Raw genomic sequence first — 13251 nt, forward strand, 5'->3', positions numbered from 1 at the left:
CTCCGGGCGCCGCAGCGAGGCCGGCCGGCGGCAGGTGCTCGGGCTGTCCGGGCGGCCGGTGATCGGCCCGCAGGCCGGGCGCCCGCCGGTCGCGGACCGGCACCGGGAGTGGCACGTGCGGCAGGTGTTCCACGGCTCTCCGCGCCGACCGGTGGGCCGGGAGGCGGCGTTGGTCTAGCCGGGAAGGAGGCGGCCGAGGTGGTAGCGCAGGATGCCGGTCGCCTCGTCCGCCGTCCGCTGGCCGAGCAGGACGCTCAGGCCGAGGCCGGCCGAGACGGCGAGCAGGACGACGGCCTCCTGGCACGGGTCCAGTCGCGGATCGGCGTCCCCGGCCTGCTGGGCCGCCGCCAGCCGGGCGGCGAGGAAGGCCTCCATCTCGTTGGGTGCGGCGAGGAACGGCTGCCCGCCGAGCGCCGGGTCGGTGACGGAGAGCACCGCGTACTCGGTGTGGATGAGGTGGAAGGCCCGGCTCTCCTCGTCGGTGGGGACGGCTTCGAGCAGGACGGCCTCGATGATGCCGCGCGGGTCGGTGGCGGCGCCGCTCGCGCGGACGCGCTGCTGGACCCGCTCGCCCATGCGGGTCGTCAGTCGGGCCATGGCGGCGAGGAGCAGCTGCTCCTTGGTGTCGAAGTAGTACTGCACGAGGCGCACCGAGACGCCCGCCTCGACCGCCACGGACCGCATGGTGACGGAGTGCAGGCCGCTGCTCGCCGCTGAGCGGAGCAGCGCGTCGATGATGTGGGCGCGCCGTTCCTCGTGGTCCACCAGCTTCGGCATCGGGTTCCTTCCGGATGTTTTTGTGGTACAACCATACCATCAAAAGAGGGAGGGCATCATGACCAGAACCAGCGTCGGACACTTCGTCAGCGAGGCGGCCCGGGCGAAGTTCCTCGACGCGTACGACCGGGCGATGGAACTGTGGCCGAGCCCGCGCCAGGAGCTCGACGTCGAGACCGCGTACGGAACCGTTCACGTGCACCGCTACGGCGCGACGACCGGCGAACCGATCGTGCTGCTGCACGGCCATTGCGGACACCCGTCCAACTGGCACCCGCAGATGGCGGAGTTGGGGGAGCGGCACCCCGTCTACGCGGTCTCCACCCTGGACGACCCCGGGCGCAGCGTGCAGCGCGCCGTCGCGGCCGGGCCGGAGGAGAACGCGGCCTGGCTGGGGGAGGTGCTGGCCGGCCTCGGGCTGGAACGGGTGCACCTGGTCGGGGTCTCGTACGGCGGCTGGCTGGCGCTCAACCAGGCGATCCGCGCGCCCGAACGGCTGGCCTCCGTCGTGCCGCTCGACCCGGGCGGGATCGAGAAGGTGCCCGCGCGGTTCTACGTCCACATGGTCGGCGGGCTGTTCGGGATGCTCGCCCCGCGCCGACTGCGGCCGGCGGTCGGGCGGCTGCTGGCGAACCCGGCGCTGAGCGCGCCGCGCGAGATGATCGCACCGATGATGCTCGCGATGCGCGGCTACAAGCCGAGCAGCCGTCCGGCCGCCCGGCCGTTCACGGACGAGGAGTTGGCGTCCATCCGGGTGCCCGTGCTGGTGCTGGTGGGCCGGCGCAGCGCACTGCTGCGCCCGCGCCGGGTCGTCGAGCGGGTGACGCGGCTGATCCCGGGCGTGCGGTCGGAGATCGTCGAGAAGGCCGGGCACGGGCTCAACCTGGAGCGGCCCGAGCTGGTCAACGAGCGGCTGCTGGGCTTCGTCGGCGTCGCCGGGCGGTAGGACACGAAGGCCCGAAGGGCCCCCACACGCGGCGGAGGGCCCTTCGGGGTGCCTCGTGGTGCGTCAGGAGAACAGGCGGGCGTCGTTGTTCGCGGCACTGTTGAGCGAGCCCGCGTACCCCGATCCGTAGGCCACCCAGAGGCCGTCGCTGATCCTGCTGACCCACACCGTGTGGTCGGTGTTGTTCACGATCGAGGCGGCGTTCTGGTACATCGTCACCCCGTAGCCGGAGCCGTTCGCGTAGCGGGCGAACGTGTAGTTGTGCAGGTCGAGGTTCTGGTTCGGCGAGAAGTTGTCGAACGATCCCCAGCCTGCTCCCGGCGAGTTGTAGTACAGGCAGACGCTGCCGCTCGGGCATGTCTCCACCCCGCCCGGACCCGCTGCGTAGGCGCTTCCGGTGGCCATCGCCACCGCACCGGCCGTCAACGCCGCCACCGCTGCGATGCTGGCCGTACGCCGTCCGATCTTGATGCGCATTCCGTACTCCCGTCCCAGTCGACAGTGCAGGAAGGCCGGGCGGGCCGGGTCGTTGCCGACCGTTCCCCCGAGGCCTCGAACAGGCTGGCACGGGTGCCCCGTCGGCGCTACGGTTTCGCGCGGTTCCGCTTGTGGACGGATGTGGAGGGGCGAGGGCGGCTCAGGCGGCTTCGCTCCGGCGTGTGGCGGCGCCACCCGGCCTGCGCGGGGTGTCCTTCGCGGCCGGTGCCCCAGGGAGCCTGGGGCACCGGCCGTCGGCCCTTGCTCGCATGGGTCGCGGGTTCGTGTGCGTGAGAAGTCGGCCTGGCCGACTTCTCACGCACACCATGGGGGCCGGAGCGGCGAGGAGCGACCGGGCCAGAGGTGCTGGTGCAGGCGGGCCGCTGGCTTCCGTCACCAGAGGAGGCCGAAGGCGCCCCACGCGCCGAGTGCGAAGAAGAGGACTGCGGTGATCAGCAGGAGGGCGGCCTTGGTGATCACCGTGACCACCCAGGTCGGGTGCATGGCCCGGTTGGGGTCCTTCGGGTCGTAGGTCACGGAGAGGATGGCGGTGTCGCGCGAGCAGACGTACAGGTGCGGGACGCCGGCGGTGTCGTTGAAGTAGTACATGAGGCCCGTCTTGGTCCGTCCCCCGAGCTCGGCGTCCACGGTGGTGCCGTACCGGGTGAGGTACCGGTACTTGCGCACGTCGTCCGTGGCGACGAAGCAGAGGCTCAGCCCGATGAGGAGGGCGACGCCCCCGGCGATCACGCCGACGACGCGCGGGCCGTGGGCGATGCCGGCCCAGATCGCGTAGCCGACGTAGGCGGAGACGACCGCTCCGATCGCCGCGAGGGCACGCCACTGCGCGGGGCCGAAGGGGGCGGACACCGGTGCGGTGACCAGGGCGCTGCCGGCCGGGTCGCGTTGCTCGGGCAGGGCGTCGGTGAGCGTGACGGCGAAGGCCGAGGTCATTTCGGGGTGGAGGCCGTCGATGCGGTGGACCTCGCCGTCGGTGAGCATGATGTCGAGGTCGGGGAGGTCGGGGGTTCGGACCTCCTCGATGACCGAGAGGGGGATGGTGGTCGGCCCCTTCTCGCTCGATATCACGAGCGCGCCGGTGCCGAGCATGAGGTGGCGCCGGCGGCCTCGGAACGTGTGGACGAATCTCATGCGGTTGATCATGACGTGTCGGGTCCGGTCGCGCCCCGGTACCACGGGAACGGATCGGCTCAGGCGGCAAGCGCCCCGGTGGCCGCCCGCGCCCGGTCGTAGCGGTGGAGGACCAGGCGGGCGACGGCCGGGTGGGGGCCGATGGGGGCGCTGGTCCAGGTGGCGGGGGTGGTGGCGGCGCGGCGGGCGAAGAAGCCGGGGGAGAGGAGGTGGGTGGCGAGGGCCACGCGGGGGTGACCGGCGGCTCGGAGGCCCGCGACGGCCTGGTGCGGCGTGGGGGTGGCGGCCGACAGGTGTGACGGGGTGACCGGGCGGCCGAGGCGGGTGGCCAGGAGCGCCGCCATCCGGGCGGTGTCGGCGAGGGCGGTGGGGTCGGAGGAGCCGGCGCCGGCCAGGACCACGGGGGCGTGCGGCGGGGCGCCGGCCTCGGCGAGGCGGTCGGCGAGGGCTTCGGCGAGCAGCGGGTGCGGGCCGAGGGCGGGGGCGAGGTGGGTGACCGGGAGGCCGGCGGCGGCGAGCGCGGCGGGGAGGTCGACCCGCAGGTGGTAGCCGGTGGAGAGGAGGAGGGGGACCAGGACCGGCTGCGAGCCGGCGAGTCGGGAGAGGGCGTCGGTGAGGGACGGCCGGTCGAAGTCCAGGAAGCAGCAGCGTACGGGTAGTTCGGGGCGCAGCGAGCGAACAACCCGCAGCAGAGCGCGAGTCGAGGCGACGGCTGCCGGATCGCGGCTGCCGTGCGCGACGGCGAGCAGGACGGGCGGCATCAGCCCGCCGCCAGCCGGTACCCGCGCTTGGGGACGGTGCGGATCAGCCCCGCGTGCGGTCCGAGCGCGGCCCGCAGCCGGCCCACCGCCGCCTCCACCGCGTGTTCGTCGGCGCTCGCGTCCGGCCAGGCGGCGCGCAGGAGTTCGGCGCGGCTGAGTACCCGGCCGGGCTGTTCGGCCAGCGCCCGCAGGACGGCGGCGCCGCGCGGACTGAGCCGGTGGCTCTCGCCGTCGACCAGGGCGGCGTTCCCTTGGAGCGTCAACAGGGCTCCGGGCAGCGGGACTTCGCGCCGGGAGCGGCCCGGAAGGGTGTCCGCGAGCAGTCGGACCAGGGCGCCGAGCCGGCCGCGTTCGGGGTGGACGGCGGGCAGGCCGAGGTCGGTGAGCGGGCGGGCGCAGAGCGCGCCGACGCAGACCGGCAGCACGTCCGAGCGCAGGGCGTCGAGCAGCGCCTCGCGCAGGCCCTCGCCCTCCGCCGCGGCGAGCAGGGCGGTGATCGCGGGGGCACTGGTGAAGGTGAGCGCGTGCACCTGGCGCCGTACGGTCTGGTCGAGCAGGCGGTGCACCGCGACCGGGTCCTCCGGTGGCGCCCAGCGGTACACCGGGACGGAGATCACCTCGGCGCCGCGCTCCCGCAGCGCCTGCGCGAAGGTGTCCAGCCGGACGCCGTGCTCCTGGACGGCGATCCGCCGTCCGGTCAGCGGGCGGGCGAGCAGCCAGGTGAGCAGCTCGTCGGTGGCCTCGGTGTCCGGTGACCAGCCCTCGTGCAGTCCGCTGGCCCGGACCGCACCGGTCGCCTTGGGTCCGCGGCTGAGCACCGCCGCGCCGCGGCAGGCCTCGGTGAGCGCGGCGCCCCGGCCCCAGCCCTCGGCGGCGCTCATCCAGCCGCGCCAGCCGACCCCGGTGGTGGCCACCACGTAGTCGAGCGGGGCGCTCAGGCAGCGGTCGGTGGCCGCGCGCAGGGCGAGGTCGTCGGCGAGCGGCAGGATGCGCAGCACCGGGGCCTCGACCACCTGGGCGCCGCGCCGGGTGAGCAGGGCGGTCAGCTCCTCGCGGCGGCGCGCGGCGGTGACGCCGACGGTGTAGCCGGTGAGGGGGCCCGGCTGGGTGAGGGTTGCCATGCCGGTCAGCCTCCGCCGCACGTGTTACGGGAGCATTGCCCGGCCGTCACCTGCCGGTAAGCGAAGGCGTCGCCGCTGTTACGGCGGATGTCCGGTCGTGCACCCTGCGGCCCGGGCGGCGTGAGCGAGGTGTACCGCGCACGCAACACCGGCGACGCGTTCGCGAAACAGTGGGCGGCGAGCCTTCTCGGCATGACACCAACCGCCGCCGTGGCCGCCACCGACACCCACTGCCCGTACTGCTCGCTGCAGTGCGGGATGCGGCTGGCGCCGGGTGTGGACGGGTCGGTCGAGGTGCTGGAGCGCCCCGACTTCCCGGTGAACCGCGGTGCCCTGTGCGGCAAGGGCCGCTCGGCGCCCGCGCTGCTCGCCCGGGACGTCCGGCTGACCGGCCCGCTGCTGCGCGACCGACCCGGCGGGCCGCTGCGTTCGGCCGGCTGGCCGGAGGCGCTGGACCGGGTGGCCGCCGGGCTGGCCCGGACGCGGGCGGAGCACGGGCCGGACGCCGTCGGCGTGTTCGGCGGCGGCGGGCTGACCAACGAGAAGGCCTACCTGCTGGGCAAGTTCGCCCGGGTGGTGCTGGGCACCGCGAACATCGACTACAACGGCCGGTTCTGCATGTCCTCGGCCGCCGCCGCGCACCGCCGGGCCTTCGGACTGGACCGCGGACTGCCCTTCCCGCTCGCCGACATCCCGCACACCGGCTGCCTGATCCTGGTCGGCGGCAACCCGGCCGAGACGATGCCGCCCGCCGTCCGCTACCTGCGCGAACTGCGGGAGAACGGCGGCAGGTTGATCGTGGTGGACCCACGCCGCACCCGCACCGCCGAACTGGCCGACCTGCACCTCCAGCCCCGCCCCGGCGGGGACCTGGCGCTCGCCCTCGGCCTGCTGCACCTGGTGATCGCCGAGGGCCTGGTCGACCGGGAGTTCATCGCGCGACGAACCTCGGGCTACGAGGCGGCGCGCGAGGCCGCGATGGCCCACTGGCCGGACCGGGTGGAGCGGATCACCGGCGTCCCGGCCCATCGACTTCGGGAAGCGGTGGGGATGTTCGGCGGGGCCGCCACCGGCATGGTGCTCACCGCGCGCGGCCCGGAACAGCAGAGCAAGGGCACCGACACCGTCGGCGCCTGGATCGACCTCTGCCTGGCCACCGGCAAGGCCGGCCGCCCGTACAGCGGCTACGGCTGCCTGACCGGCCAGGGCAACGGCCAGGGCGGGCGCGAGCACGGCCAGAAGGCCGACCAGCTGCCCGGCTACCGCTCGATCGAGGACCCGGCGGCGCGCGAACACGTCGCCGCCGTCTGGGGCGTGCCGGCCGAGAGCATCCCCGGCCCCGGCATGTCCGCGTACGAGCTGCTGGACGGCCTCGGCCGCCCCGGCGGCGTCCGGGCGCTGCTGCTGGCCGGCTCCAACCCGGCGGTGTCCGCGCCGAACGCCGGGCACGTCACCGAACGGCTGCGCGCCCTGGACCTGCTGGTGGTCGCCGACCTGGTGCTCTCCGAGACGGCGCGGCTCGCGGACGTCGTGCTGCCCGTCACCCAGTGGGCCGAGGAGGACGGCACCACCACCAACCTGGAGGGCCGGGTGATCCTGCGCCGCCGCGCCCTCGACCCGCCCGAGGGCGTCCGCAGCGAACTGTGGGTGATGCGCGAACTGGCCTCCCGGCTGGGGGTGTCCACCGGGTTCCCGGTCGAGGCCGAGCAGGCCTTCGAGGAGCTGCGCCGGGCCTCGGCCGGTGGCGACGCCGACTACGCGGGCATCGGCTACGACCGGATCGCCGCCGAGGACGGGGTGTTCTGGCCCTGCCCGACGCCGGACCACCCGGGCACGCCCCGGCTGTTCCTGGACCGCTTCGCCACTCCGGACGGCCGGGCCCGGTTCGCCGCCGTCACCCACCGCCCGGCGGGCGAGGAACCGGACGAGGCCTACCCGCTGTACCTGACCACCGGCCGGGTGCTCGCCCAGTACCAGAGCGGCGCGCAGACCCGCCGGGTCGCCGAGCTGAACGCGGCCGCGCCCGGACCGTACGTCGAACTGCACCCGCGGCTCGCCGAGCGGCTCGGCATCGCCGACGGCGAGCCGGTGGCCGTCACCAGCCGGCGCGGCCGGGCCGTCGCCCCGGCGCGGGTCACCGGGGCGATCCGGCCGGACACCGTCTTCATGCCCTTCCACTGGGCGGGCGCCGGCCGGGCCAACAGCCTCACCAACCCGGCGCTCGATCCGGTCTCCCGGATGCCGGAGTTCAAGCTCTGCGCCGTCCGGGTGGAGCGCGCCCACCAGGAGGTCGCGCCATGACGCCGAGGATCGCCGTGGTCGGCGGCGGCATGGCGGCCGCCCGCTTCGCCGAACGGTACGGCGCGCTCGGCGGACCGGGCGAGGTCACGCTGTACGGCGCCGAGCCGAGCGCCCCGTACAACCGGGTGCTGCTCGCCGAGGTGCTCGCCGGCCGCTACGACGCGGAGTCGATCGCGCTGCCGCTCGGCGGGGCCGGGTTCAGACCGGGCAGCGAGGTGGTGGCGCTGGACACCGCGGCGAGGACGCTGCGGCTGGCCGACGGCACGGTCGAGCCCTGGGACGAGCTGGTGCTCGCCACCGGAGCCGACCCGGTGCTGCCGCCGGTGCGCGGACTGCACCGCGCCGACGGGTACGGGCTCGCCGAGGGCGTGCACACCCTGCGCACGCTGGAGGACTGCGTCCGGCTGGCCGAGGAGGCCGTCGGCGCGCGGCACGCGGTGGTGATCGGCGGCGGGGTCCTCGGCGTCAGTACCGCCCGGGCGCTGGCCTCGCTCGGAATCCGGACGGAAATCGTCCACCAGGCGCCATATCTGATCGAGCGTCAGCTCGATCGCGAAGCGGCCGCCGTGCTGCTGGAGCAGCTGCGCGCGCTCGGCGTCGAGTGCTACACCGGCAACCGCGCCCGGGCCGTGCACGGCGGGGCGAGGGTCGAGGCCGTCGAGCTGGCCGACGGGTACCGGCTCGACTGCGACCTGGTGGTGCTGGCCTGCGGCACCCGCCCGCGCACCGCGATCGCGCACACCGCCGGACTGCCCGTCGCCACCGGCGTCCTGGTCGACGACGGGCTGGCCGCGGCCCCCCACGTGCACGCGATCGGCGACTGCGCCGAGCACCGCGGCACCGTCCACGGCCTGGCCGGCCCCGCCTGGGAACAGGCCGACGTGCTCGCCCGCCGGCTCTCCGGCGCCGAACCGGACGCCCGCTACCCCGGCACCGGCCCGCGCGCCCGGCTCAGCGCCGGCGGCCTGGAATACGCGGCCTTCGGCGACGTGGACGAGACCGGTGACCAGGGCCTCGACGTGCTGCGGCTCACCGACGCCACCCGCGGCAGCTACAAGAAGCTCGTCCTGCGCGGCGACCGCCTGGTGGGCGCCATCCTGCTCGGCGACCTGGCCACCGTGGACGCGCTGGCCGGCGCCTTCGCCGACGGCGGCGCGCTCGCCGGCCACCCCCTGCACCTGCTCACCGGAGGAACTGCCATGACTGGAGACATGCGTTGACCACTGACCACCGCAGCACCCGAGACCCCGGCGCCGTCCGGGACCTCGTCCTGGTCGGCCACGGCATGGTCGGCCAGCGCTTCCTGGAGGCCTGGACCGAGCAGCCGGCCGCGCGCGGTTGGCGGGTCACCGTGCTCGCCGAGGAGCCCCGCCCCGCCTACGACCGGGTCCACCTCAGCTCGCTGTTCGGCGGGAGCACCGCCGAGGAGCTCGCGCTCTGCCCGGGCGGCTTCCTCACCGAGCACGGCATCGACCTGCGGCTGGCGGACCCGGCCGCGGCGATCGACCGGTCGGCGAGACTGGTGCGCACCGCCTCCGGCACCGAAGTCCGCTACGACGTCCTGGTGCTGGCGACCGGATCGGTGCCCTTCGTGCCGCCGGTGCCGGGTACCGACGCCCCCGGCTGCCACGTCTACCGGACCATCGAGGACGCGGACGCCATCCGCGCCGCGGCCGCGTCCGCCCGGACCGGTGTGGTGGTCGGCGGCGGGCTGCTCGGCCTGGAGGCGGCCGGCGCACTGCGGGCCGGTGGACTGGACACCCACGTGGTGGAGTTCGCGCCCAGGCTGATGGCCGTCCAGGTGGACGACGGCGGCGGCACGGCACTGCGCCGCAGGATCGAGGAGCTGGGAGTCACCGTCCACACCGGCGTCGGGGCGAACGGCGTGCTCACCGGCCCGGACGGCGGGGTCCGCGGCCTCGCCCTCTCCGACGGACGCGAACTGCCCGCCGAACTGGTGGTGTTCTCGGCCGGGGTGCGCGCCCGCGACCAGCTCGCCCGGGACTGCGGACTGCCGGTCGGCCCGCGCGGCGGCGTCGTGGTGGACGCCCACTGCCGCACCGAGGACCCGGCGATCCTCGCCGTCGGCGAGTGCGCCCAGGCCGTCGACGGCCGGGTCTACGGGCTGGTCGCGCCGGGCTACCAGATGGCCGAGACGGCGGCGCGGACCGTGGCGGGCCTCGTCGGTTCAAGCTCCGCCCGGGTCGGGTCGGAGGGTGCCGGGTCGGAGGGTGCCGGGCCGGACGCCTCCGGCCCCGCCGGCGAGGGCTTCACCGGCGCCGACACCTCCACCAAGCTCAAGCTGCTCGGCGTCGACGTCGCCAGCTTCGGCGACCCGCACGGCACCGCCGACGGCGCCCTCGACGTGCTCTACAGCGACAGCCGCAGCGGCGTCTACCGCAAGCTCGTCATCGGCACCGACGGCGCCCTGCTCGGCGGCGTCCTGGTCGGCGACACCGAGGGCTACGACACCCTTCGGCCGCTCGCCGTCGGCGGCCGTCCGCTCACGGTGGCGCCCGAACAGCTGGTGCTGCCGGCGGGGTTCTCCTCGGCGGGGCCGGTCGCCCTGCCCGACGACTCGGTGCTCTGCTCCTGCCACAACGTCACCCAGGGCGCCGTCCGCGCCGCCGTCCGCGACCAGGGTTGCGACAGCGTCGCCGCCGTCAGGAAGTGCACCCGGGCCGGCACCGGCTGCGGCAGCTGCCTCAAGCGGCTCGGGACCGTGGTGGGCGAGGAGCTGGAAGTCGCCGGGGGCTCCGCGTTCAAGGGCCTGTGCGAACACTTCGCCCACACCCGGGCCGAGTTGTACGAGATCGCCCGGGTGACCGGGGTGACGAGCTTCACCGAACTGCGCGACCGGCACGGCAGCGGAGACGGCTGCGAGATCTGCAAGCCGACCGTCGCCTCCATCCTCGCCAGCCTCGGCAACGGCCACATCCTGGACGGCGAGCAGGGCGCGCTCCAGGACTCCAACGACCACTTCCTCGCCAACCTCCAGCGCAACGGCTCCTACTCGGTCGTCCCCCGGGTGCCCGGTGGCGAGATCACCCCCGAGGGTCTGATCGCGATCGGTGAGATCGCCCGCGACCACGGCCTGTACACCAAGATCACCGGCGGCCAGCGGATCGACATGTTCGGCGCCACCGTCGACCAACTGCCGGCCATCTGGAGCAGGTTGGTCGACGCCGGATTCGAGTCCGGACACGCCTACGGCAAGGCGCTGCGCACCGTGAAGTCCTGCGTCGGCGAGACCTGGTGCCGCTACGGCGTCCAGGACTCCACCGCCCTGGCCATCGAACTGGAGCTGCGCTACCGGGGACTGCGCTCCCCGCACAAGCTCAAGGCGGCCGTCTCCGGCTGCGCCCGCGAGTGCGCGGAGGCACAGAGCAAGGACTTCGGCATCATCGCCACCTCGGCCGGCTGGAACCTCTACGTCGGCGGCAACGGCGGCATGACGCCCCGGCACGCCGATCTGCTGGTGGCGGATGTGGACCGCGAGACGCTGATCCGCACCATCGACCGCTACCTGATGTTCTACATCCGTACCGCCGACCGGCTGGAGCGCACCTCGGTCTGGCTGGAGCGGCTGGAGGGCGGCCTGGACCACCTGCGGGCCGTCGTCATCGACGACTCGCTCGGCATCGCCGCCGAACTCGACGAACTGATGAACCGTCATATCGGCGCCTACCAGGACGAATGGGCCGCGACCCTGGCCGATCCGGAGCGGCTGCGGCGCTTCGCCTCCTTCGTCAACGCCCCCGGTACCCCCGACCCCGCCGTGACCTTCGTCCCCGAGCGCGGCCAGATCCGCCCCGCCCGCCCCGGCGAGACCGGCCACACCCTCAACGCCCCGGTGCTGGTCGCCGGGGCCCGACCGGAGGTGCTCACCCCGTGACCGTACAGATCCACGACGGCACCCGCTGGCGGACCGTCTGCGACCTCACCGACCTCCAACCCGGCCGCGGCGTCGCCGTGCTGCTGCCCGACACCGGGCAGGTCGCGCTCTTCCGCGGCCGCGCCGGCGAGCTGTACGCCGTCGACAACCTCGACCCGTTCAGCGGCGCCCCCGTCCTCGCCCGCGGCCTGCTCGGCAGCCGCGGCGACCGGCCGACGCTCATCTCGCCCATGTACAAGCAGGTCTACGACCTCACCGACGGACGCTGCCTGGACGAGGACACCGCCCCCGACGGCACGCCCGCTGTGCTGCGGCGCTGGCCGGTGCGGGCCGTCGCGGGGGAGGCGGCGGCATGACGGCCGTCCTCGACACCCGCTCGCCCGCCCCGCTCGCCGGCTGGGACCCGGAGGACGAGGAGTTCTGGGAGCGCGCCGGCGCCCGGATCGCCCGGCGGAACCTGGTGTTCTCCGTGCTCTCCGAACACATCGGCTTCTCGGTGTGGAGCCTCTGGTCGGTGCTGGTGCTCTTCCTCGGCCCCGAGTACCACATCGACACGGCCGGGAAGTTCACCCTCACCGCCCTGCCGACCGCCCTCGGCGCGCTGCTGCGGCTGCCGTACACCTTCGCCGTCGCCCGCTTCGGCGGACGCACCTGGACGGTGATCAGCGCGTTCCTGCTGCTCGTGCCGACCACGCTCGCGGCCCTGGTGCTGGAACCGGGCGTCGCGTACGGGACGCTGCTGGCGGTCGCCTGCCTGGGCGGGGTCGGCGGAGGCAACTTCGCCTCCTCGATGGCCAACATCAACGCCTTCTACCCGCACCGGCTCAAGGGCTGGGCGCTCGGCGTCAACGCGGGCGGCGGCAACCTGGGCGTGCCCGCGGTCCAGCTGCTCGGGCTGCTGGTCCTCGCCACCGCCGGCGCCGCCCACCCCCGGCTGCTGCCGCTGCTCTACCTGCCGCTGATCCTCCTGGCCGCGGCCGGGGCGTGGCGGCGGATGGACAACCTGCCCGCCACCCGGGCCGGTTCGGGGGCGGGCCGGGCGCTGCGCGAGGTCGCCCGCGACCCGTACGGCTGGGCCGTCTCCACCCTCTACATCGGCACCTTCGGCTCCTTCATCGGCTTCGGCTTCGCCTTCGGGCAGGTGCTCCAGGTGCAGTTCCACGAGCGCTTCGACACCCCGGCCAAGGCCGCCGCGCTCACCTTCCTCGGGCCGCTGCTCGGCTCGCTGCTGCGGCCGGTCGGCGGACGGCTCGCCGACCGGTACGGCGGCGCGAGGGTGACCCTGGGCACCTTCGCCGCCATGGGCGCCGGAACGGCCGTGGTGCTCGCCGCCTCCCGGGCGCACTCGCTGCCGCTCTTCCTGGCCGGGTTCGTCGCCCTGTTCGTGCTCAGCGGCATCGGCAACGGCTCGACGTACAAGATGATCCCGGCGCACTACCAGGCGGTGGCCCGGTCGGCGGTCGCGGCCGGGGCCGACCCGGCGGCCGCCGAGGCCGACGCCCGGCGCCGGTCGGCGGCGCTGATCGGGCTCGCCGGCGCGATCGGGGCGTTCGGCGGGGTACTGGTGAACCTGGCCTTCCGGCAGTCCTTCCTGGCCGGCGGCAACGGGGACGCGGCGTACACGGGGTTCCTGCTGGCGTACGCGGGGTGCTCGGCGCTGACCTGGGTGGTCTGGCTCCGGCGGCGCTGACCTGGGCGGTCCGGCTCCGGCGGCGGTGACGGGGGTCGTCGGGGCGCGCCTGGGCCGTTGGCGTGACGCTCGGAACGGTTGGGCGCGCGGGTGCCCGGCCAGGCGGTTAGCGTCGGCCGCAACACGTTCTC

11 protein-coding genes and 1 pseudogene are annotated in these 13251 nt (G+C 74.8%); 7 read left to right on the forward strand and 5 right to left on the reverse strand.

Annotated features, from left to right (window positions below; genetic code table 11):
• Nucleotides 1–10 precede the first annotated feature (10 nt).
• Nucleotides 11–178, forward strand: a pseudogene (locus ABZ449_RS02840) (restriction endonuclease); the annotation flags it as partial.
• On the opposite strand, the gene ABZ449_RS02845 reads toward ABZ449_RS02840, so the two are convergent.
• Nucleotides 175–777 (reverse strand): TetR family transcriptional regulator, encoded by a 603-nt coding sequence (locus ABZ449_RS02845; protein WP_360339062.1) that lies wholly within the window; start codon nt 775–777, stop codon nt 175–177. The pseudogene ABZ449_RS02840 and the gene ABZ449_RS02845 overlap by 4 nt on opposite strands.
• A gap of 58 nt (nt 778–835) precedes the next feature.
• Here ABZ449_RS02845 and ABZ449_RS02850 point away from each other — a divergent pair, with 58 nt between their 5' ends.
• Entirely contained in the window at nt 836–1723 is an 888-nt protein-coding gene (locus ABZ449_RS02850; protein ID WP_360339065.1) for an alpha/beta fold hydrolase, read from the forward strand.
• A 63-nt stretch (nt 1724–1786) separates the two neighbouring features.
• Here ABZ449_RS02850 and ABZ449_RS02855 read toward each other — a convergent pair whose 3' ends face one another.
• The 4 genes from ABZ449_RS02855 to ABZ449_RS02870 all read right to left on the reverse strand — a co-directional run bounded on the left by ABZ449_RS02855 (nt 1787) and on the right by ABZ449_RS02870 (nt 5234).
• Nucleotides 1787–2200 (reverse strand): peptidase inhibitor family I36 protein, encoded by a 414-nt coding sequence (locus ABZ449_RS02855; protein WP_360339068.1) that lies wholly within the window; start codon nt 2198–2200, stop codon nt 1787–1789.
• Nucleotides 2201–2593: 393 nt separating this feature from the next.
• The gene (locus ABZ449_RS02860) at nt 2594–3352 is read right to left on the reverse strand and encodes a hypothetical protein (protein ID WP_360339071.1); all 759 of its coding nucleotides are present in this window, start codon (nt 3350–3352) and stop codon (nt 2594–2596) included.
• Nucleotides 3353–3411: 59 nt separating this feature from the next.
• Entirely contained in the window at nt 3412–4113 is a 702-nt protein-coding gene (locus tag ABZ449_RS02865) for a CbiX/SirB N-terminal domain-containing protein (protein ID WP_360339074.1), read from the reverse strand.
• Nucleotides 4113–5234 (reverse strand): uroporphyrinogen-III synthase, encoded by a 1122-nt coding sequence (locus tag ABZ449_RS02870; protein WP_360339077.1) that lies wholly within the window; start codon nt 5232–5234, stop codon nt 4113–4115. The genes ABZ449_RS02865 and ABZ449_RS02870 overlap by 1 nt, the downstream gene beginning before the upstream one ends.
• A gap of 192 nt (nt 5235–5426) precedes the next feature.
• Here ABZ449_RS02870 and ABZ449_RS02875 point away from each other — a divergent pair, with 192 nt between their 5' ends.
• From ABZ449_RS02875 to ABZ449_RS02895, 5 genes are read left to right on the forward strand one after another with little or no spacing between them, the layout of a single operon-like run.
• On the forward strand, nt 5427–7535 hold the full coding sequence (locus tag ABZ449_RS02875) for a molybdopterin oxidoreductase family protein (protein WP_360339080.1): 2109 nt from the start codon (nt 5427–5429) through the stop codon (nt 7533–7535).
• The gene (locus tag ABZ449_RS02880; protein ID WP_360339083.1) at nt 7532–8755 is read left to right on the forward strand and encodes an FAD-dependent oxidoreductase; all 1224 of its coding nucleotides are present in this window, start codon (nt 7532–7534) and stop codon (nt 8753–8755) included. Before ABZ449_RS02875 ends, ABZ449_RS02880 begins: the two co-directional genes overlap by 4 nt.
• Nucleotides 8752–11430, forward strand: a complete 2679-nt coding sequence (nirB, locus tag ABZ449_RS02885; protein ID WP_360339086.1) for a nitrite reductase large subunit NirB — start codon at nt 8752–8754, stop codon at nt 11428–11430. The genes ABZ449_RS02880 and nirB overlap by 4 nt, the downstream gene beginning before the upstream one ends.
• The gene (gene nirD / locus ABZ449_RS02890; protein ID WP_360339089.1) at nt 11427–11786 is read left to right on the forward strand and encodes a nitrite reductase small subunit NirD; all 360 of its coding nucleotides are present in this window, start codon (nt 11427–11429) and stop codon (nt 11784–11786) included. The genes nirB and nirD overlap by 4 nt, the downstream gene beginning before the upstream one ends.
• Entirely contained in the window at nt 11783–13120 is a 1338-nt protein-coding gene (locus tag ABZ449_RS02895; RefSeq protein WP_360339092.1) for a nitrate/nitrite transporter, read from the forward strand. The genes nirD and ABZ449_RS02895 overlap by 4 nt, the downstream gene beginning before the upstream one ends.
• Nucleotides 13121–13251: the final 131 nt, after the last annotated feature.

This window comes from Kitasatospora sp. NPDC005856 (assembly GCF_040629945.1).
Lineage (GTDB): Bacteria > Actinomycetota > Actinomycetes > Streptomycetales > Streptomycetaceae > Kitasatospora.